The sequence below is a fragment of the Permianibacter fluminis genome (genome assembly GCF_013179735.1).
Lineage (GTDB): Bacteria > Pseudomonadota > Gammaproteobacteria > Enterobacterales > Permianibacteraceae > Permianibacter > Permianibacter fluminis.
The window spans coordinates 612240-632881 of sequence record NZ_JABMEG010000001.1 but is presented as its reverse complement, the minus strand read 5'-3'; the positions used below and the strand labels follow the sequence as shown (position 1 = coordinate 632881).

16 protein-coding genes are annotated in these 20642 nt (G+C 59.7%); 4 read left to right on the top strand and 12 right to left on the bottom strand.

Translation table 11 applies throughout. The features are described 5' to 3' along the window. Positions 1-174 precede the first annotated feature (174 nt). The 7 genes from HPT27_RS02735 to HPT27_RS02705 all read right to left on the bottom strand — a co-directional run bounded on the left by HPT27_RS02735 (position 175) and on the right by HPT27_RS02705 (position 6482). Positions 175-1218 carry a bifunctional transcriptional activator/DNA repair enzyme AdaA gene (locus HPT27_RS02735; RefSeq protein ID WP_172238600.1) on the bottom strand — a complete coding sequence of 348 codons (1044 nt, stop codon included), beginning with the start codon at positions 1216-1218 and terminating at the stop codon, positions 175-177. Between the two features lie 223 nt (positions 1219-1441). After that, positions 1442-1996, bottom strand: coding sequence for a GNAT family N-acetyltransferase (locus HPT27_RS02730; RefSeq protein WP_172238597.1), 555 nt, complete (start codon positions 1994-1996; stop codon positions 1442-1444). Between the two features lie 90 nt (positions 1997-2086). Then, positions 2087-2890: an FRG domain-containing protein gene (locus HPT27_RS02725; protein ID WP_172238594.1), complete on the bottom strand. Its 804-nt coding sequence runs from the start codon at positions 2888-2890 to the stop codon at positions 2087-2089. Between the two features lie 234 nt (positions 2891-3124). Beyond that, on the bottom strand, positions 3125-4183 hold the full coding sequence (locus tag HPT27_RS02720; protein ID WP_172238591.1) for a cyanophycinase: 1059 nt from the start codon (positions 4181-4183) through the stop codon (positions 3125-3127). A 533-nt stretch (positions 4184-4716) separates the two neighbouring features. Further along, positions 4717-5271 (bottom strand): DNA-3-methyladenine glycosylase I, encoded by a 555-nt coding sequence (locus tag HPT27_RS02715; RefSeq protein WP_328820705.1) that lies wholly within the window; start codon positions 5269-5271, stop codon positions 4717-4719. Between the two features lie 313 nt (positions 5272-5584). Beyond that, positions 5585-5971: a VOC family protein gene (locus HPT27_RS02710; RefSeq protein ID WP_172238585.1), complete on the bottom strand. Its 387-nt coding sequence runs from the start codon at positions 5969-5971 to the stop codon at positions 5585-5587. Between the two features lie 94 nt (positions 5972-6065). Beyond that, on the bottom strand, positions 6066-6482 hold the full coding sequence (locus HPT27_RS02705; protein WP_211197826.1) for a VOC family protein: 417 nt from the start codon (positions 6480-6482) through the stop codon (positions 6066-6068). Positions 6483-6676: 194 nt separating this feature from the next. Between HPT27_RS02705 and glyQ the strand changes: the two genes are divergently transcribed. The 4 genes from glyQ to HPT27_RS02685 all read left to right on the top strand — a co-directional run bounded on the left by glyQ (position 6677) and on the right by HPT27_RS02685 (position 11522). Beyond that, the gene (gene glyQ, locus HPT27_RS02700) at positions 6677-7597 is read left to right on the top strand and encodes a glycine--tRNA ligase subunit alpha (RefSeq protein ID WP_328820009.1); all 921 of its coding nucleotides are present in this window, start codon (positions 6677-6679) and stop codon (positions 7595-7597) included. Between the two features lie 204 nt (positions 7598-7801). Beyond that, positions 7802-9922 (top strand): glycine--tRNA ligase subunit beta, encoded by a 2121-nt coding sequence (gene glyS / locus HPT27_RS02695; protein WP_172238582.1) that lies wholly within the window; start codon positions 7802-7804, stop codon positions 9920-9922. Positions 9923-10104: 182 nt separating this feature from the next. Then, on the top strand, positions 10105-10644 hold the full coding sequence (gene gmhB / locus HPT27_RS02690) for a D-glycero-beta-D-manno-heptose 1,7-bisphosphate 7-phosphatase (RefSeq protein WP_172238579.1): 540 nt from the start codon (positions 10105-10107) through the stop codon (positions 10642-10644). A 155-nt stretch (positions 10645-10799) separates the two neighbouring features. After that, positions 10800-11522, top strand: coding sequence for an aspartate/glutamate racemase family protein (locus HPT27_RS02685; RefSeq protein ID WP_172238576.1), 723 nt, complete (start codon positions 10800-10802; stop codon positions 11520-11522). Positions 11523-11530: 8 nt separating this feature from the next. Here the strand turns inward: HPT27_RS02685 and HPT27_RS02680 are convergent, their stop codons facing one another. The 5 genes from HPT27_RS02680 to HPT27_RS02660 all read right to left on the bottom strand — a co-directional run bounded on the left by HPT27_RS02680 (position 11531) and on the right by HPT27_RS02660 (position 20144). Continuing rightward, complete coding sequence (locus HPT27_RS02680; protein WP_172238573.1) at positions 11531-13270, bottom strand: GspE/PulE family protein; 1740 nt, start codon at positions 13268-13270, stop codon at positions 11531-11533. 240 nt (positions 13271-13510) lie between these two features. Beyond that, positions 13511-14485, bottom strand: a complete 975-nt coding sequence (locus HPT27_RS02675; protein WP_172238570.1) for a hypothetical protein — start codon at positions 14483-14485, stop codon at positions 13511-13513. Between the two features lie 93 nt (positions 14486-14578). Continuing rightward, the gene (gene iadA / locus HPT27_RS02670) at positions 14579-15745 is read right to left on the bottom strand and encodes a beta-aspartyl-peptidase (RefSeq protein ID WP_172238567.1); all 1167 of its coding nucleotides are present in this window, start codon (positions 15743-15745) and stop codon (positions 14579-14581) included. Between the two features lie 130 nt (positions 15746-15875). Then, a complete protein-coding gene (yfcC, locus tag HPT27_RS02665; protein ID WP_172238564.1) occupies positions 15876-17312 on the bottom strand; it encodes a putative basic amino acid antiporter YfcC in 1437 nt (478 codons plus the stop codon). A gap of 231 nt (positions 17313-17543) precedes the next feature. After that, positions 17544-20144, bottom strand: coding sequence for a TonB-dependent receptor plug domain-containing protein (locus HPT27_RS02660; RefSeq protein ID WP_172238561.1), 2601 nt, complete (start codon positions 20142-20144; stop codon positions 17544-17546). Positions 20145-20642: the final 498 nt, after the last annotated feature.

The window sequence follows — 20642 nt, the reverse complement described above, 5'->3', positions numbered from 1 at the left end:
CCTCCCCTTAACAGGAGAGGGAGCAAAACCGTTCCTCCCCCTGTAAAGGGGGAGGTCAGGAGGGGGTATTTGCCGCTTCGATATTGAATCGCGCATTAGCGTCTGGCTATTGCCGCTCCATCTTAACAACGCAGCCAAAATCACACACGACGCAAACCACACCCAACAATCCCCTCACAATTCCCCCCGCTCCAGCTTCAACAACCAGCTCTTGCGATGCAGGCCGCCGCCGTAGCCGCCGAGATTGCCGGATTTGTTCACGACGCGGTGGCAGGGAATGATGATGGCCAGGCGATTGCAACCGTTGGCGGTGCCGACGGCGCGGCTGGCATTTTCATCGCCGACCCGGCGCGCCAACTCCTGATAGGAAATAGTTTCACCATAAGGAATGCCCTGCAGTTGTTGCCAGACGCTCTGCTGGAAACTGGTGCCGGGATAGATCAGTGGCAAATCGAACTGCTGGCGCGAACCGGCAAAATATTCCGCCAGTTGTTTGCGCAGCGCCTTCAACCATTTGTGCTCACCTGGCACGGCTTTGCATTGCAGCCATTTGCAGATCGCTTCGAGTTGGCGGGTGTGGCGTTTCTGCATGACGAATTCGAGCAGGCAGACGCCGTCATCGGTAACGCCGGCAAGCAGCGGACCGACTGGCGATTCGATTTGCGCGGTGATGATGCTGGCTTGTTTCGCGCTGGCGCCGGGGGCGTGACCGAAGGCACGATCAAACGCCGAGCGAAAACCGCTTTCCGAGCTGTAACCCCGAATCGCCTTGCTGGCTTGCTCGCCGCTGCGGATCGTCTCGCGTGCTTCGTTCAGACGCCGGCTGCGCGCCCAGGCTTGAAAGGTCATGCCGTGATGCTGGCGAAAATAGCGCCGGGCCCGCGCCGGATCGACGCCCAGTTCGCGCATGCGTTCATCCGGCAGACGGCCGTCGGCGCTTTGCTCCAGCGCCTTGAGCAGGGTTTGCACCCAGGTTGGCGGCCTGCCGTCGGCGTTCAGCGGATGGCAGCGCTTGCAGGCGCGAAAGCCAGCTTGCGCTGCAGTATCGGCATCGTGGAAATAGCTGACGTTTTCCGGTTTAGGCCGGCGCGCGGAACAGGATGGCCGGCAGAATATGCCGGTGGTTTTGACGCCAACAAAAAACAGGCCGTCGTAGTCAGCGTTTTGATCATAAAACGCCTTGGCCATTTCACGTGGCTTCAGTTGGGCTGTGGTCATGGCGGACCTCCGTGCGGGTTACCGCTGAGTCGGGTTGGACGGAACACGACCGCCATGGTCCGGCCAACGGCAAACAGACTCCACCGAAAACTGAACACGATATTGGCGTGGGGCGGGGACTCGAGTCAGGACTTGTAGGAGCGGCCTTGGCCGCGATTGTCCGAACGAGTTATCGCGGCCAAGGCCGCTCCTACACAATACGCCGATTACGACAGGAAACAGCCTACGCCGGCGATTGCCGCGCCCGCCAATCCGATTCCAACAAACTCATAATCAGCGAATCATACCAGCGACCATTGAGCCAATAGGTGTCACGCAAGCGGCCTTCGACCTGAAAACCAAACGCTTCCAGCAGCTTGCGTGAGCCGGCGTTATCCGGCTCCAGATCGGCGCCGATGCGGTGCAACTGCAATCCGGTAAAGGCGTGCCGTATCAGCGCGCCGGCGGCTTCGCGGGCATAGCCCTTGCCTTGATGACTCGGCATCAGCGCGTAGCCAATCATGCAATGGCGATGGCGGTGATCAACCGCACTCAGTGTTGCGGTACCAATCAGCCGATCAACGCCAGCAAGGGTAATGGCCCACTGGAACAACTCACCGCTTTGGGCTTTGGCGACGATATTCTGCAGTAGGGATTCTGCCTGAGCACGTTCAGTCCAGGCCTCGTGACTCCAGACCTCGGTGATACGCGGATCCGAGAACAGCGCAAACAGATCATCGATGTCGTTAGCGCGCGGAGGCCGCAGCGACAGTCGCTCGGTGTTCAGGACGGGAAACATGATCGGGCCAGCGTCATTGCAGTCGATGTGGTTCGCGATTGTCGCGCTGGCCATCGCCGAACACAACCGTGGTTTCCGGATCAGGCTGACTCAGGTCGGCGCCGACAATCCGGCACACAGTTGCTGAATGCTGTCCTTGCCTGGATACAGCGCTGCGACCGGAATGCGCGGAAAGTCGGCGCTCCAGAACGCTTTTGCCCGCAACTGGAACTTGCCGATCAAGCGCCGCGCAACGTCGAGATGCGGACCGCGCCGTTCGCGCACCACTGGAAACGAGCCGACCAGATAGCCTTCCTGAAAATACGGCCGCTTGGCATCGGGCGGACAAATGCCGAGCAGGCGCACCATCAGCAATTCTTCTTCTGCAGAATAGGTCAGCGTGCCACTCGGGTGTGGCAGCGCATACACATAGACAATGCCATCCTGCTCCTTGCCGGTGGCAAACGACGCGGCAACGCGCAGCGAATGGGTGACATCGAGCAAAGGCGTCGGGCACACCTCGTAATGTTGCAGCACCGACCACGCCAGCTCCGGGAATTTCTCCAGCTTATCGTGTCCGGGCAACTTCGCCTGTTTGAACGCGGTGGCGATGGCAGTCCGATAATGTTCCAGCTGGCTCAGCCGTTGTTGCAACTCGCGATCTTTCAAACGGCCGTTACTGCTGCTGCGATACAGCGTCGGATAGCAACTACTTTGCTGCTGTGAGTTGAAATGCTCAGTGGACTGGCCGCGATAAAACAGTGCGTATTCCGGGTTGTGGAATGCCAGCTTGGCGACTGCCTGCACCAACTCCGGATAGCTGCGCACCAGCTTCGCTTTGCTGGCGCGGATATCCGGTACTGGCAAACGCTGTTTTGGTTCTTCGGTCAGGTGACACCAAAGTCGGGGTTTCATGGGCTGGCGCATGGCAATCCTTGGCAAGTGTGCGACAGAGATTATCCGCCGCTGCCGGGCGAAAACCGTGCGCCCGAGTCCGCCGTACCCTAGCACAGAAGCGATCCGCACACGACCAGCCTGAATGGTGAGCTGTCTCCGCAGAATGCGAGATGGCAACAGCAGAAAAGCCGGCGCCAGAAAAGACAATCACAAAAAAACCCGCCGGGAGGCGGGTCTTTTTGTTTGGCCAAATCAGCAGCCGCGCTGACAATTGAAGCCGCTGTAGCCGCCACTGGTATACCAGTATTTTTGCGTGCCACCGGTGCCGGACCAGTTGGTAAAGCTGAAGCTGCCGTTACCGGTTCGGCTGCCCTGAATCCAGTACACCGTGACGGCCGTGTTGCCGCTGTTCCAGATCAGCGTGCTACCACTCTGAATGCGCTCAGGGTAGACATTGGGCTTCAGGAAATAGGCCCGACCGATGCCGTAGACCTTGGCGTTGCCGCTGCCATCAAGGGCGATGAAAGTGCCTTCATCGACACCGATCGCGCGGGCATCCAGGGTATTGCGGGCAGCAACACTGCGCGCCAGAAAGCCGAGCACGCGACCGTGCCGGGTTTCGGCGTTGCGGCCACTGCCGGTGATGCGATTCAGGTGCGTGTCGGTGATGACATTAGCCAGCTGCGGGTGCAGCAGAAAATCGCCGTGATTGATGTCACGGGTGTTGGTGTGGAAGGGATTGTCGAGAATTTCTTTTGACAGCACGCCGGTGCCGGCCGGGGCGTAATAGGACTGACCGAGTATCGCCAGGCCAGCGCTGGTGCCGCCGATCGGTTCGCGGCTGACCCGGACATGATCATTCAGGGCCGTTTCCACCGCGGTGTCTTTCCAGTAATCCTCGTATTTGTTTTGATCGCCGCCGGCAATGAAAATGATTTCGGCATCGCGGATTTTCTGGGCAACCGTGGCATCGTTGGCGCCGGTGCGGTTGTCAATCGACAATTCCGCTGCGGAACCAATGCTGCTGCCGAAGTTGCTGCACACCCACGACGCCTGACCACCGGTGCCGCCGGTGCGCAGGACCAGATAATCGCCACCCTTGGCGTTGTTCAGTAACCATTGGGTGGCTTCGACTTCCCCCGTGGCACCGGCCTCGGCGCCACCGACCAGCAGCGTCGCCGTGCTGGTGGTCACCGTGTGGTTGGCCGTGCCGCAGGCGACACTGTAGGTGTAGTTTGCCGCGAGTGCGACCGGGCCGCACAACAGGCTGCCGAGGATCAGAATGAAACGTCTCGCACGATTGTTTTTCATGGTTGTGACTCCGTATTTGCGTTGCGTGATGGAAATCAGCGGACAACAGCTCCTTCGCGCGGCATAGGCCGCGCCAACGCGCAGACGGACTTCGGGCCTGACAGCAACCGGAAAACAAAGCAAGAACCTGACTGCCGTTACCGGCACAAGGCGGGGTGAAAATCGGCAAGTGGCAGGGAGCACCAGTGCATCAAGCAATGCACTGTTGGCGTGCCCCGCTACCGTTTCGCTGTGGTCACCCGGACCTGCACGCCTGCGCAGGTCCGTGGCTAATTATTGAACCACTCGCTGAGGTAGTAGGGGGTGTAGCGATAGGCGCCCAGATTGTGCGCTTTCTTCAGCATGACCCCATACCCTGGTGAAGACGCGCCAGAGATGCGCGTCAGCACCGAAACTAGTCCTGTTAAAAGCCAGTGTCAACGCTGATGACGGCTCGTCATAAGACTGTTGCGGGGCAACAGTATTTATATACAGGGCATGGAATGAATTCGCATTGAATCGGTCACCGGCAGCGCGGGCTGAAGCGGGAAACCTCAGCGGTTTTTGCCGCGCTTCCAGCAGCCGGGCATATGATCATCGACCATGCCGCTGGCCTGCATGAAGGCGTAACAGATAGTCGTGCCGACAAAGGTGAAGCCGCGTGTCTTCAGCGCTTTTGACATGGCGTCGGAGGCGGCGGTCGAGGTGACTGGCGTGCGGTCGTTGTCGTGGCCACGTAATGCTTTACCACCGACAAAGCTCCACAAAAACTCGCTGAACGAGCCCAGCTCTTTTTGCAGCGCCAGCATTGCCAGCGCATTTTTGCGGATGCCGTAAACCTTCAACCGGTTGCGGACGATACCGGGATCAAGCAGCAGCTTTTCCAGTTTGTCATCGCTGAAGCGGGCAACCTTCTCCGGCACAAAACCGGCAAACACCTTGCGGTAGTGCTCACGCTTTTTCAGCACCGTGATCCACGACAGCCCGGCCTGCATGCCTTCCAGACAGAGCAGCTCAAACAGCTCGCGGTCATCGCGCAGCGGCACGCCCCATTCCTGATCATGGTAGGTGATGTAAATGGCTTCGCTGGTGCACCAGCTGCACCGAATCTTGTCTGGGTTCGCGGCTTTCTTGGGTTTGGCGGTGATGGTGGCCTTCGCGACGGCCGTGGATTTTGAAACTGTTGCGGCTTTCGAAACTGCTACGCGTTTCGAAACAGTCGCGGGCTTCGCCGCTTTCTTCGGCGTCGCGGTTTTCACAGGTTTCAAGGCTTTCATAAACACACTTCCATCGGTGAAAGGGCCGCGACGCCAGCAGCAAAAACCGGAGCGGCTGCTTGATGCAAGCGCTCCGGCAAGCTGGCTAGCGAGACAAAGTACAACTCACGTTAACACGAGAGTTCGGAACTGAAATAATCCGACTTCAAGCGGGCTCGTGGCAGACCGCTTCAATGTTGTGGCCATCGGGGTCGAGCACGAACGCGCCGTAGTAATTCGCATGATAATGCGGCCGCAAGCCCGGCTCGCCGTTGTTCCGGCCACCCGCGGCCATGGCGGCGCGGTAGAACGCGTCAACCGTGGCGCGATCCTTGACCCGGAAAGCAACGTGAATCGGCGGCTGATTCGGTGTGCCGCGGCTGAGCCAGAAATCCGGTTTCGGCGGCTCGCCATAACCGGCGACATCGGTGTGGCCCGTGATTGCCGCAGAAAACTCCATCAGCCGCTGATAACCGATGGCGCCAAGCGCGGCATCGTAAAAGCGTTTGCTGTGGTCGTAGTCGGACACGACAAGGCCAGTGTGATCGATCATGAGACGCTCCCTGTGGTTAAAAAGAATGAATCCGGTCACGCGCATTTTTACCGCGCGGTAACGGGCGCGCAACTGTAAACGGTTGCTGGTTGGCTTAGGCCGCCGTATTCGGAAACTGCGGATTCTGGATCAAACCAAAATGATTGCCGAACGGGTCGACCACCTGCGCAATCCAGATGCCACCGCCGACATCTTCCGGGGCGGTCAGCGTGGTGGCACCGAGATCCAGCAGGTGCTGGTAAATGCGCTGAATGTCATCGACGCCCCAGTAAGCGCAGCAACCGGTCTGCTGCAGCGCCGCTTCACCGGGCTCTTTCGGGTGCAGGCCAAGCTCATATCCGGCGACGTTGAAGCCGACGTAATGCTCAATCGATTCCCAGTACGGCTCCTGGCCCAGCGCCTCGACATACCAGTCACGGGCGGTCTTCATCTGGGCCGGGTCGATTTTGTAAATCGCGGTCATCAGGGCTTTGTAGCCGGTGCGGCTGGCAGGTGTATCAACGGCGGACATGGTGGCGCTCCTTGGCCTTGAGTGGACGGGCGCCAGTGTAGGCGGGGTGCCCTGACAACAGTCTGTCAGCAGTGATGCGCGGGGCGCGGCCGGCGGCGACGGCCGACTGGCAAAAAAGCCTGAGCCCGGGTCGGCTGATCTGGCCGGACAGGCCGCTATAATGCCGGTCCTTTGTCGACTCCCGGATGAGCGTTGTGGCCATTGGTAATGAAAACACCCGGACCTTTCAGGGCCTGATCCTGACCCTGCAGCAATACTGGGCCGAACAGGGCTGCGTGATCCTGCAGCCGCTGGACATGGAAGTGGGCGCCGGCACCTTCCACCCAGCCACTTTCCTGCGCTCGCTCGGCCCGGAGCCGTGGAGCGCCGCCTACGTGCAGCCGTCGCGCCGGCCGGCCGATGGCCGCTATGGCGAAAACCCGAACCGCCTGCAGCACTACTACCAGTATCAGGTGGTGATCAAACCGTCACCGAAGAACGTGCTCGATTTGTATTTGGGCTCGCTGCGCGTCATGGGCATTGATCCGCTCGAACACGACATTCGCTTCGTTGAAGACAACTGGGAATCGCCGACCCTCGGCGCCTGGGGTCTCGGCTGGGAAGTCTGGTTGAACGGCATGGAAGTGACCCAGTTCACCTACTTCCAGCAAGTTGGCGGCATCGAATGCGCGCCGGTCACTTCGGAAATCACTTACGGTCTGGAGCGGCTGGCGATGTACCTGCAAGGCGTCGACAACGTTTACGACCTGACCTGGACCGACGGCCCGCTCGGCAAGATCACCTATGGCGATGTCTTCCATCAGAACGAAGTCGAGCAATCGACCTACAACTTCGAGCACGCCGACACCGAGTCACTGTTCAAGTGGTTCGACAACTGCGAGAAAGAAGCGCTGCGTTTGATCGAGCTGAACCTGCCGCTGCCGGCCTACGAACAAACCATCAAGGCCTCGCACACGTTCAACCTGCTCGATGCCCGCAAGGCGATCTCGGTGACCGAGCGCCAGCGCTACATCTTGCGCGTGCGCACGCTGGCTCGTGCCGTGGCCGAAGCGTATTTCAAGGCCCGTGAAGCACTCGGCTTCCCGATGTGCGCGACGGTGAAGAAAGCAGGGTGATTGCTTTCTCCCTCTCCCCTTGTAGGAGAGGGTTGGGGTGAGGGGGCGCCGGTCGCGCAAGTGCGCTTCGGATGACGCAATGCGTAATTCACCAACCACCCCCAACCCCTCCTTGACAAGGAGGGGAGTAAAAGCCAAAGAAGATACGAAATTTATTGCTCACCAAAAAACGGTGGGTGAAAAGCAGAACTGGAAAACAACACAATGCAAACACCAGATTCATCTAAACATCAGGATTTTCTGTTTGAACTCGGCCTCGAAGAACTGCCGGCGCGTTTTCAGCAAGAAATGTGGCAGGACCTGCACACGGCACTGAAAGCGCGGCTGGCGGAGCTCGGTACCGTCGAGTGCGACGACAGTCTGCAACTGGTGACGCCGCGCCGCTTGGCGGTGAAGTTCAAGATTCCGGTGACCCAGCAGGATCGCACGGTGTCACTGTTCGGCCCGCCGAAAGCCGTGGCCTTCGATGCCGACGGCAAACCGACCAAGGCACTGGAAGGCTTCGCCAAGAAAAACGGTCTCGACGCCAGTGACTTTGTGCTCAAGGCCGACGGCAACGTCGATAAAGCGTTCTGCGAGAAAGTGGTCAAGGGCCGGCCGGCCATCGAATTGCTGCCGGAGATGATCAGCAGCGCGGTCAGCAAGATCACGCTGGCCAAACCGATGCGCTGGGGCGCGGAAAAACATTTGTTCATCCGTCCGGTGCATTGGCTGGTGGCGCTGTTCGGCCATGAAGTGGTGGATGTTGAGCTGTTCGGCGTCAAATCGGGCCGTGTTACTTACGGCCATCGCTTCCATGCCCTGGAAGCCATCGAAATCGAATCGGCCAATCATTACGAGATTCTGCTGCGTGAGCGCGGCAAGGTGATGCCATCCATCGCCGAGCGCCAGCGCGCGATCGTCGAGCAGGTCAACACGCTCACGTCAGCCAATGGTGGCGTCAGCGTATTCGGCAAGCCGACCTTTGACGGCGAAAGCTGGGATCGTCTGCTTGATGAAGTGGCCGGTCTGGTCGAGTGGCCGGTGGCCGTGCTCGGTGAATTCGAATCGCGTTTCCTGGCGGTGCCGCAGGAATGTCTCATCTCGACCATGCGCGACAACCAGCGCTATTTCCACATCGTTGATGGCAACGGCAAGCTGCAGAACAAGTTCATTGTCATCGCCAACATCGAGAGCAAACGGCCGGCCTCGATCGCCGAAGGCAATGCCAAGGTTATTCGACCGCGCTTTTCCGACGCCGAATTTTTCTTCAATCAGGACAAGAAAACCCGGCTTTGCGATCGCCGCGCCGGTCTGGCCAATGTGGTGTTCCAAAAAGAACTCGGCACCGTTGCAAACAAAGCGCAGCGGGTCGCCGAACTGGCCGCCAGTGTCGCCAATCTGCTCGGTGCCGATGGCGTCAAAGCCATGCGCGCCGGTGAGCTTTGCAAAGCCGACTTGCTGACCGCGATGGTCGGCGAATTTCCGGAACTGCAGGGCATCATGGGCGAGTACTACGCCAAACATGATGGCGAAGATGCCGAAGTGGCCCAGGCGATTCGCGAGCACTACCTGCCACGGTTCAGTGGCGATGCGCTGCCGCAAACCTTGACCGGTGTCTGCGTGGCGATTGCCGATCGCGTGGATACCCTGGTCGGGATTTTTGGCATTGGTCAGGCACCGACCGGCGCGAAAGATCCATTTGCCCTGCGTCGCGCCGCCATTGGCCTGCTGCGGCTGTGCACGGAAAAAAATCTGCAGCTGGATCTGGCGCCGGTCATCAGCAAAGCCAAGGCGCTGCTCGGCAACCGGGTCAGCAATGCCAAGGTAGAAGACGAGGTGCTGGACTTCATTTTCAACCGGCTGCGTGCCGACTATACCGAACAAGGTGTCGCGGTTGAGATCTTCAATGCGGTCATGGAACTGAAAATCAGCCACCCGCTCGACTTTGATCAGCGCGTGCGCGCGGTCAAGCACTTCAGCACGCTGCCGGAAGCTGCAGCACTGGCGGCCGCCAACAAGCGTGTGCGCAATATTCTGGCCAAGTCGGATGTCGCCAGCGGCGACCTGATGGTCGAAGAAGGCGCGCTGATCGAACCGGCCGAAATCGATTTGCATCGCGCCATTGTCGCCGCCAAAAAAGAAGCAGCGCCGCTGATTCTGGCTGGTGACTACACCAACACCCTGGTGCGCCTGGCCGCCCTGCGTACTGCGGTTGATGGTTTTTTTGACGACGTGATGGTCAACAGCCCGCACGAACAGATCCGCCGCAACCGGCACGCCTTGCTGCGCGAGCTGCAGAAATTGTTTGGTGCGGTGGCGGATATTTCGCAGTTGCCGGGTTGATGATTCCGAGTTGACAAAAAACTGGCAGCAGACGTGATAGTAAGCGGCATCTCGTAGATTACCCCCTCCCAGCCTCCCCCTTCACAGGGGGAGGGGCGGTTGCCGATTCGTGCCTATTCTCCTCCCCCTGTGAAGGGGGAGGTCGGGAGGGGGTAGTTGTCGCGCCGAGGCCAACTCGCAACATGAAACCCTACACCGCCTACAAATGCATCGTGCTCGATCGCGATGGCGTCATCAACGAAGATTCCGATGACTACATCAAGTCGGTTGCTGAATGGATTCCGGTGCCGAATGCCATCGCCGCCATCGCCACCATCAAGCAGCATGGCCATCTGGTCTGCGTCGCGACCAATCAAAGCGGCATTGGTCGTGGCTATTACACGCTGACCGAGTTGCACGCCATGCATGCCAAGTTGAACACGCTGCTCGCCGAGCAAGGCGCGGCGCTCGATGGCATTTATCTCTGTCCGCATCATCCAGACGATGGCTGCAATTGCCGCAAACCGAACACTGGCATGCTGGAACAGATCGCCGCCGATCATGGCCTGCAACCGGGCGAGATGTTGTTTCTCGGTGACAGCCAATCCGATTACGACTGTGCCCAGCGCTTTGGCTGCGATTTCGTGCTGGTGTTGACCGGCAAAGGTCAGCGCACGGCCGCCAAACTGCCAGCCGATGTGGCTCAGGTCAAAGACCTGCCGACCTTTGCCGAATTGAGCTGATGTTGTAGGAGCGGCCTTGGTCGCGATAGTTTTCAGCACAAACATCGCGGCCAAGGCCGCTCCTACAATGGTTACGTGAGCTCAGCAGGTTGATCACAAATGGCGAGCGGCGCCACAACACAAGGCAACACGAACAGTCGGTCAGGAGAACGGGTATGCGTACCATCGGCCTTATCGGCGGCATGAGCTGGGAATCGAGCGCGATCTATTATCGCCTGCTCAATGAGCAGGTCCGGCACCGCCTTGGTGGTTTGCATTCCGCGCAATGTCTGTTGTACAGCGTTGACTTTGCCGACATCGAGCAGCGTCAACGCACCGGCGACTGGGACGGTGCTGGCCAGATTCTGGCGACGGCCGGACAATCGCTGCAGCGCGCGGGTGCCGAGGCCCTGCTGCTGTGTACCAACACCATGCACAAAGTCGCCGATCAGATCAGCTCCGCGACCACGATACCGCTGTTGCACATCGTCGATGCCACCGCGCAGGCCATTCAGCGTGCCGGTCTGAACCGCGTGCTGCTACTGGCCACCCGCTTCACCATGGAGCAGGCGTTTTACCGCGAGCGCATGCAGCGGCTATTTGGTGTTGAGTTATTGATTCCGGATGCCGCGGAGCGGGAAGACATTCACCGGATCATTTATCAGGAACTCTGTCTTGGTGTGGTTCGCCCGGAATCGAAGCAACGCTACCTTGAGATCATTCAGCGTCACGGCGAGGCCGGCGGCCAGGGCGTGATCCTCGGCTGCACCGAAATCACCATGTTGATCCAACCGGGCGACACCCGCCTGCCGCAGTTCGATTCAACGGCGCTGCATGCGCAAGCGGCCGTTGACTGGATGTTGCAACCGATGCCGCAGGCAACGCCGTCCGCTGGCTGACATCAGGTCTAGTAACAGGCGCCATACAACTCCAGCAGCGACAATTCGCCGGTGCGGGCAAAACTCAAGCCGTGCTGGAACATCGGCCGCATGCCAGCTTCCAACGCCAGCGCGCGCAACTCGGTGGCCGACAAAATCTTGTTGAGTCTGGTTTGCACGGCCTCGGTCAATTCAAACAGTTCGTAGATCGCCTTGCGCCCAGCAAAACCGGTGTGGTGACAATGGCGGCAACCGGCGCCGGCATAAAACACCTCATTGTCGGCAAAGCCAAACAGTGCACGCAAACTCGGGCTGACGTTTTCCGGCTGCCGACAGTGCGGGCAATTGATCCGAACCAGCCGCTGCGCCAGCACGCCGATCACGGATGAGCGGATCAAATATGGCGACATGCCCATCTCTTTCAAGCGGATGATCGCGCCGGGCGCATCGTTGGTGTGCAGCGTCGACAACACCAGATGGCCGGTCAGGGCGCTTTCCAGCGCGATGCGGCAGGTCTCTTCGTCGCGCATTTCGCCGATCATGATCACATCCGGATCATGGCGCAGGATATGGCGCAAGGTGCGTGGAAAACCAAAGCCGATGGCGTCAAGCAACTGAATCTGGCGCATGCCCGGCAGTTCGTATTCGACCGGGTCTTCAACGGTGATGATGTTCAGCGCGCGTTTGGCGATTTCCTGCAGCGCGGCGTACAGCGTCGTGGTCTTGCCGGAGCCGGTCGGGCCGGTCACCAGCAGGATGCCGCTGCCACGCACGAGCAGATTCTGCAGCGTTTCCTGATCCTTCGGATCAAGGCCGATTTGCGCCAGCGTGCGCAAACCCTGCTGTTTGTTCAGGATGCGCAGCACCACGCTCTCGCCCCAGACCGTCGGAATGATCGACAAGCGAAAATCGATCGACTGTTTCTGGTACATGACCTGAATATGGCCATCCTGTGGCACCCGGTGCTCGGCGATGTTGAGCTTGGCCAGAATCTTCAGCCGACTGACCACCGCCGACAGCAGCGCGCGCTTCAGTTGCTGCACCGGCACCATCGAGCCATCGACGCGATAGATAAGCTCCACGCTGTCGCGCTCAGGCCGCAAGTGAATGTCGGATGCGCGTTGGTCGATGGCGTCCTGCAAGATGGAATTTCCCAGCTGGATAATCGGCGGTCGATTGGCTTGCCGTTCTTCTTCCAGCGACAGCGTCACCGGAGCGCCGTTCTCGGTGCTGAAGCCGTTGTTGTCCTGTTCCAGTACCGCCTCGTAATGACGGAACAGCGCATCGCGCAGCGGCCCGGCAGCGGTCAGGACAAAATGCACCGGCATCCGCGCAGCGAATTCCACTTCGGCAATTTCTTCCGGCGATGGCAAGCGGTGACAGGCCACCACCAGCTCATCGCCGTCGAGCAGCACCGGCAGCAATTCCAGCCGCCGGGTCACCGTGGCCGGCAGCCGCTGCAAGGCGTCCGACTGCAGCGGCAGGTTGTCGAGATCAATGGTCGGCACGCCCATCAGCGTGTACAGCGCGTGCTTTAGGGATTCCGCACTGAGCTGGTTGTGCCGTACCAGAATTTCACCGAGCTTTTCACTCGGGCGTTGCCGTTGTTCGGACAGCGCATGTTCGACATGGTCGTGATGCAGCTGACCGGTCGAGACCAGGTACTCACCGAGTCGCCAATGATGACGACCGCGATACAGCAACAGGTATTCGCGCAACGCAGCCATGTTCTGAATGACCGGAATCGGCGGATTGGGTACAGCGTTCATGTCGATGCTCCGAAAGGCCCATACCCAGTGTGGCCCAGCAACAGAAAATTGCCCGGGGCCAAATTAAACGGAGCGCGAATAAGCGCGGCAAAAAAAAGACCCGCCGGGTTCGGCGGGCGGGCTGAGTCGTCTGGTTCGGTAAAGTGTGGTTCGATGAAGTGAGGTTCGAAAACGAGCGGGCCGGGAATCTCAGTTGTGTAGACAAGCCAGTCGCTGACAAAAAGCAAAGTCGCCCTGGGCTTACGGGGTCGGCTCGGCCGGGGCCGGTGCCGGATTACGCTCGACCGTGACGTCCCGATTGCGGGCACCGGTTTCGGCATCAACGCTGCCGTTAACGGTCACCGTGCGGGTGCCACCATTGGCAGCGGTCGTGGTTTGCGTGCGCAGCCAGCTGCCATCGTCATTGCGCACCAGTTCGCCGTGTTGGCTGACGGTTTGGCCGTTGGCAGTGGTGCGGCTGGCATCGCGAACAAAGCCGTCATCGCTGCGGGTGGTGACGGCGCTGGCGGTCCACTCGCCGGCGGCATTGGCGCCGGAGCTGGTGCGACTGACGGTGCCGGTGGCGGCATCACGAATCACTTCGTCGTGACGGCTGCGCTCACCGTTCGGGCCGCTCGCATTGACATCGCGAATCACGCCGCTGTCCGTGCGCGTGGTGGTGGCCGTGCGGCTGAATGCCTCGCCTTGCAGCGTGTTGCCGGTCGTCGTCACGGTGCGGATGCCATTGTCGTGCACGACTTCGGTGTGTGCGCTGGCGCTGCGGCCATCGGCGAGCGTCGTGGTGCGATCGCGAACCACACCGTCTTCGGTACGTTGGCCGGTAACGACGGTGGTGGCGCTCTGGCCGGCGCTGTTGCTGCGCGCAATCGTGCGCTGGAAGCTGCCGGTTTCCGGATCACGGCTGCCGCTGACGTTGACGGTGTAATCAACACCGGCGCGGGTGGTGCCGGTGACCTCGCGGCTGTAGCTGTGATTGTCGCGGTCGACACTGGCATCAACCGTGCGGCTGGCTTGCTGGCCGTTTGCCAGCGTGACGTTGGTGGTCCGGTGCAACTCGGTCGCTTGCGGGTTGTTGCCACGGTTGCGATGCAGCTGCGCGGCAGCGCCAGCGTTGGCGGCGCCGCCAACGCGCAGGCCCCGCTCGCCGGCATCGGCGCTGTTGATGCTGGCGGCCATCAGCACCGCCAATGCTGTCAGGGTCATTGCAGATTTCATGATCGGCTCCTTGGCCTCGGGTGAATGAGTGAGCGCGCGATGCGCTTGTCTCCTTCAACGAGGCCTCCGCCGATTGGTTGACAAGCTGCAGGCTCAATCGGCCAGCAGCGGCTGCACGGCCAACTCGCCTTTGTTGACCAGCAGGCGCCCGCGTGCCCAAACCGAATGCACCTGCAGGCGGCTGTTGAGCAGCAGCAGATCGGCATCCATGCCAGCGGCCAGCGTGCCCTTCTGCGACAAGCGCAGGGCCCGCGCCGGATTGCGACTGACCACGCTGAGCGCGTCGGCCAGCGCCACCTGTTCGTGCAACACGGCGTCACGCACTTCGCCCAGCAAGCTGCCAATACGGCCGATGCCGAGCCCGGCAAAATGACCGGCGGCATCAAAGCGCGGCAGCGAGGCATTCGCATCTGATGAAAACGTGATCTGGCTCACCGGCACACCGGCGTCCAGCGCTTCTTTCAAACCGCGCGAGCATTTCACTTCGCCTTGGGCGAGTAGCTCCGGTGTGGTGCTGGTGGTGAAGTCGATGTAACCGCCATGGCGGGCGTAATCGAGCGCGGTGACAAACAACCGTTGATTGCGATTGATGTGGGTCGGCAGGAATTGCGTGATCGGAATGTCGCTCTCGGCAACCAGTTTTTCGATCAGGCTCAAGCCCTCCGGCGCATCACCGACATGCACACTGACAATGCCACCTTTACCGGCCAGCATGCCGCCAACGCGCGCTTCGGCCGCCAGTTTCTTCAGCTCATTCAACGTCGGCTGTGAGGAGCGGTGATCGGCGATGGCGACTTCACCCACGCCGATGAATTTGTCGATCAGAATCAGATCTTCCTGCACCGAATCAAACAGCGTCTTGACCGGAATCTGATACGAGCCGGTATGGCAATAACAGCTCAGGCCCTCTTCGGTCAGGGCGCTGGCTTTTGCCAGCAGATTGGTCAGAGTGCGGGTTACCGCATCGGTGCCAAGCACGCCGACCAGCGTGGTGACACCCGCCAGGGCGGCATCGACAAAATCAAGTTCCGGCGTGCGAGTACGAAAACCGCCTTCACCGCCGCCACCGATGATGTGCACCAGCGAATCGACCAGCCCCGGCGTTGCAATCAGCATGCTGCCATCGACCACCGTGACATCGTTGCCGCTCAGTTCAATCTGCGGCGCGATGCGGGCAATGCGTTCACCGGCGAGCAGGATATCGTTGCGCCCGAGTGCGTCCGGGGCATACACATCGGCATTCTTAATCAGCGTTATCACAATCTAAGTCTTCTCAGGCGCAAGGTGTGCGCCAGCACTGACCGCCAGCCAGCAGCGGCCGTTTGTCAGGGTCAATTCGAAAGGGATGCTTACTACTGCTTACACAACCAGTTGAAGCGAGCAACCGTCGCTAAAAACGAGTCAGCACGGCCACTGCAACCGCCATCAGGCTCAATGCAGCCATCAGCAACTGCAAGGACCAAATCGTGCGCAGCCATTGCACAAACGGTACTTTTGCCACGGCCAACGTGCCCATCAATGCGGCCGAGGTTGGGTAAATCAGATGGGCCAGGCCATCGCCGAGTTGAAAGGCCAGCACGGCAGTCTGGCGGCTGACACCGACCAGATCGGCGAGCGGCGCCATCAGCGGCATGGTCAGCGCCGCTTGCGCCGAGCCGGACGTGACAAAGAAATTGAACACCGACTGGAACACCAGCATGCCTTGTGCAGCGAGCCAGCTCGGGGCATCGCCAATGAGATCGGCAGCAGCTTGCAACATGGTGTTGACGACACTCGGCTGGGTCGGGTCCACGCCGCCAAGCAGAATCATGATGCCCTGAGCAATGCCGACCACGATGGCGGCCGGCAGCAATTGCGCCGCACCGGTTTTGAACGCTTCGGCCAGTTCATTGGCGCTGCAGCCGGGCAACTTGCCAAACCGGGCAATGACCGCGCAAAGCAGCGCAATGGCGAGAAACTGGGTGGCGATTTCGCGCAGATAATAACCGTGCGCGGTCACGCCCCAGACCACCCAGCACATGCCGAGTACGAAAACCAAAAGAATCAGGCCATGCCGACTGTTGAACGCATGTTCGATGTCGACGTTGGCGGTGACTGATTGATCCCGGTGGCGCAGTGCATAACGCAGCACCCAGGCCATGAACACCACAGTAAAAACCAGCCACATGACAAAGCGAAAACCGGTGCCTGACATCACCGGCAACCCGGCAACGCCCTGTGCGATCACCACCGAGAACGGATTCATCCACGACGTGGCAAACCCGACTTGGGTGGCGCCGTAGGTAATCAGCACGCCGGTGACGGCATCAAAGCCCAGTGTTCGCATCAAGGGAATGATAAACACAGCGAATGCCATCGCCTCTTCACCCATGCCGAACACGGCGCCGCCAAAGGAAAAGAAAAACATGAACACCGGCAACAACACCCAACCGTAACTGCGCATGCTGCAAGCCAGTCGCTTGAAGGCTTCATCCATCGCACCGGTCTTCAGAATGATGCCGAAAGCACCACCGACAATCAGGATGAACATCACCACGCCGATCGCGGCGCCATGCTTGGTGCCGGAGGTGAGACCGTCGAACAGGGCATTCAGGACGCCCGGCTGTTCGTTACCGGAAAAAATCGCCACGCCTTGGGCGTGACCGTCATCGCTGTAATGAAAGGAGCCGGGCACCACCACCGGTTTGCTGGAGGTCGCGCTGGGCGCAACCTGAAACTGGCCGCGCGGGATCAACACCGTCATCAGCGCTGCCAGCAGTAACACCGCAAAGACGATCAACAAGGTGTCCGGCATGCGCCAGGTGGATACCGCGTTCGGGTTCTGCATGTTCTACTCCGCGTCACCATAGTCGTGACGGAAAAATAACCGGGTTTGCGCACGCCTTTTGGAGGTGGCGACGCAGACCCGGTCCCATACGGGATAAATGTCACGGGCGACTTGTCTGTTACAACAGGCCACACCCAAGCAACGCCTCAACGAATCAATGCCACGCCGTGACAACGCCAGGAGCGCTGACGTCATGACAGCCGAAACGCTGTCATGACGCACCAGATCGCTTTAGAACGATTGTGTGTAACGGACTGATGCAACACGACCAAAGAAGTCATGCACCGAGGCGGCATAGCCGGAGGTCGGCGACGACGCAAACGGCGGCTCCTCGTCGGTCAGGTTGCGGACCGCAAACGTGACATGACTTGATTCGCTGAAGTCGTAGCCGACGCTGGCATTCCAGACCAGCCAGGCGTCAACGGTCGGGTGATCGTCATACTGGAAATCGCCATCGCCCAGTTCATCGGTATAGTTACCGGACAGTGACCAGTTCCAGCTGTCACTGGCCCAGTCAACGCCGAAATCGGCGACCAGTTCCGGACGACCAATCTCGTTCTCACCAGACAGCCGGCCCAGCAAATCTTCGTTCGGTTGATCCGGCGCGATCTGCCGCTCATAGGAAAGCGTCTTGGATGCCGAGAAGAAGAACCGGTAATTGTCGAGCTTGTACTTGATGTTGACGTCGTAGCCATCGGTTTCCTGCTTGCCGACGTTGAAGAAGCCGGTGCGCAGGAAGAAGATGTCACCGTTGGCATCGACTGCACAACCAAAACCGCCGTTCAGGTCATCCGGATCGGCCACGACCGGCGCGCTGCCATCCACGCATTGACGCAAGGTGGTGTTGGCGTCGACATCGACGATGTCTTCATGGGTATAGCGCCAGTAATCCAGCGTGACTTGCAGATCGTTGGTGATATTCCACGATACGCCGACGTTACGCGCTACCGAGGTTTCGGCATCGAGGCCGGTGTTGCCCAGCGTTTCTTGATCAAATTCCAGCTCGCCGGCCGGGTTGCCAACCGTACCGCATAGCGCGCCAAAAGCTGCGCTCGGACCGCAATCGATGAAGTTGCTGCCGAGCGTGGTGCCAGAGCCGAGCTGCGACAACGACGGCGCCCGGAAGCCGGTGCTCCACGACGCCCGGAAGATCAGATCTTCGGTGGCTTTCCAGCGGAGCGACACTTTGGGATTTACGTCACTGCCAAAGTCACTGTAGTGGTCGTAGCGGAAGGCGGTAATGACATCGACGCTGCTGGTCATCGGCAGCAAGAACTCGCCATAGACAGCATATTGTTTGCGATCGGCTTCAGCTTCGGTGGCGCCGAGCCCGTAAATGCCATCGGCCTGTGCGAGTGCGGACGGTTTGTCGAACATGTCTTCAGTGCGGTACTCACCGCCGAGCGCTGCTTTGACCGGGCCGGCCGGCAGTGCGAACAGATCACCGTTGAAGCGGAAATCCCAGGTCTTGACCTCCGACTCGCCGGTGCGTGGTGCGGTTTCGCGCAAGCTCGCCAGGGTGGCTTCGCTGTTATCACGGCCGAGGTTGAAGGGATTGAAAGTCCCGTTATCCGCTGCGGCATCGACGGCATCGATATTGTAGAAACCGGCAACGTGGCGAATGGTACTTTCGGCCTTGCCAATCGCCAGCCCGCTTTCCCAATCCCAGTTGCCGATCGTGCCACGCAGGCCGGCGAGTGCACGATAAGTGGTGTCTTCAAATTCCTGGGTACGCAAATCCGGGAAGCGACTGCGAACGCGAATGTCATCAGCGTTGCCATCCAGCGCATCGATGTCGAGCGCCCATTGCGGAATGGTTGCGCTGCCAGCAGGCACCCAGGTCGAGAAGCTCGACGGCGCTTCGTAGGCATGGCCTTCGTTGCGCTGATACATCACTTCCGCAAAGAATTCGCTGCCTTCACCCAAGTCATAGGTGTGGCTGAGCGTGAAGCCGAGATTTTCGGTATCGGACTGGATGGCGCGCTGGCTGACATAGTCATAGCGACAGCGGGTGCCACCGTTGCTTTGATCATCACCACACCACGGTTCCGGATGGTCGACGCCATCAATGGTGACGCGGGTGGAAGAATAAAGCGTTACGTCTATCGGCCGATCCGAGTTCATCAAGGCATTGCGATCGTAGTAGTCCAGTACGACTGTGGTATTGCTCTTTTCGGTCGCGAAGCCGCCGACATAGGTCAGGTTATAGCGGCCGAAATCATCCTTGGCGGTGTCATCGCCATACATGACGGAGATTTCCTGACCGGTATAGTCTTTGCGAAGAATGAAATTGATTACGCCCGCAATGGCGTCTGAACCGTAGATGGACGATGCGCCATCGGTCAGCACTTCAATGCGGTCAATGGCAGACATCGGAATGCTGTTGACGTCAACAAATGAGTCAAAGCCATTGGTAAAAGAATCAACCGCAACCCGGCGGCCGTTGATCAGCACCAGGGTCGAGCTGCTGCCCAAACCGCGCAAGGAAACGCCAGCCGAACCGGCCGGTTGACCGCGGGTGCCGGAGGCGATGCCGCCCGCTTCGGAAAAGGTGCCAGCACTGGAGGTTTGTGGCAGATCTTTCAGAAATTCGCCGACGCTGTCGTAGCCGCGCTTTTCCAATTCTTCCCGATCAATGTCGATCACCGGGCTGGCGCCTTCCATGTCGACGCCTTTCAACCGGGTGCCGGTGACTTCCACGCGTTCGGCGTTTTCATCAACCGGCTTCGCGTCGTCGGCGGCGTAGGCGCTGCCGGCGCCGAGCAGTGCCAGGGCAATCGCGTGGTACAGCGTGTGTTTGTCTTTTTTGTGCTTCTTGTTGGTGGCTTGCATAACGCACTCCTCAGGGTTGCTTGCCGCATCGCGCGGCGGGTCTGAAACTGCAAAGCAGGCAGAACGGCGCAAACGCGGGAGTGGTCTCTGCAATCACCCAGGGCCGCAGGCGGCCAGCGGGACGGATCACGGCCAGTGCGGGCAAATCGCGGGCGAGCGAAAGCGCTGACAGGGATCGAACAAAGAAGAGGAGAGGGCGATCAGAAAACGGGTCATGACCAGCATGACGACACGTTCAATCACGCAGCGTCAGTCGAAGAAACGGTAGACCAGACGACTGCGTTTACTGCTGCCGGCTCCCTCCGCGTTGCGCGGAGGGCTGGCTAATTGTTGAACCACTCGGACAGGTAGTACGGGGTATAGCGATAGCCGCCGAGGTTGAAAGCTTTCTTCAACATGGCCCGTCCTCCTTTTCCGTTGGGCGCCAATGGCGCGTGGTGATTTGAATAGAACGAGGCCGAATTTGCCGCGTCGCAAATTTCCTGTCAATCACCATTT

Bases quoted from the DNA above. Each gene is read 5' to 3' on its own strand.
- gmhB (WP_172238579.1), top strand. From the start codon at position 10,105: ATGAAACCCTACACCGCCTACAAATGCATCGTGCTCGATCGCGATGGC.
- HPT27_RS02725 (WP_172238594.1), bottom strand. From the start codon at position 2,890: ATGAAACCCCGACTTTGGTGTCACCTGACCGAAGAACCAAAACAGCGT.
- HPT27_RS02710 (WP_172238585.1), bottom strand. From the start codon at position 5,971: ATGATCGATCACACTGGCCTTGTCGTGTCCGACTACGACCACAGCAAA.
- HPT27_RS02735 (WP_172238600.1), bottom strand. From the start codon at position 1,218: ATGACCACAGCCCAACTGAAGCCACGTGAAATGGCCAAGGCGTTTTAT.
- glyS (WP_172238582.1), top strand. From the start codon at position 7,802: ATGCAAACACCAGATTCATCTAAACATCAGGATTTTCTGTTTGAACTC.
- HPT27_RS02705 (WP_211197826.1), bottom strand. From the start codon at position 6,482: ATGTCCGCCGTTGATACACCTGCCAGCCGCACCGGCTACAAAGCCCTG.
- HPT27_RS02660 (WP_172238561.1), bottom strand. From the start codon at position 20,144: ATGCAAGCCACCAACAAGAAGCACAAAAAAGACAAACACACGCTGTAC.
- HPT27_RS02675 (WP_172238570.1), bottom strand. From the start codon at position 14,485: ATGAAATCTGCAATGACCCTGACAGCATTGGCGGTGCTGATGGCCGCC.
- HPT27_RS02730 (WP_172238597.1), bottom strand. From the start codon at position 1,996: ATGTTTCCCGTCCTGAACACCGAGCGACTGTCGCTGCGGCCTCCGCGC.
- yfcC (WP_172238564.1), bottom strand. From the start codon at position 17,312: ATGCAGAACCCGAACGCGGTATCCACCTGGCGCATGCCGGACACCTTG.
- HPT27_RS02720 (WP_172238591.1), bottom strand. From the start codon at position 4,183: ATGAAAAACAATCGTGCGAGACGTTTCATTCTGATCCTCGGCAGCCTG.
- HPT27_RS02680 (WP_172238573.1), bottom strand. From the start codon at position 13,270: ATGAACGCTGTACCCAATCCGCCGATTCCGGTCATTCAGAACATGGCT.
- HPT27_RS02685 (WP_172238576.1), top strand. From the start codon at position 10,800: ATGCGTACCATCGGCCTTATCGGCGGCATGAGCTGGGAATCGAGCGCG.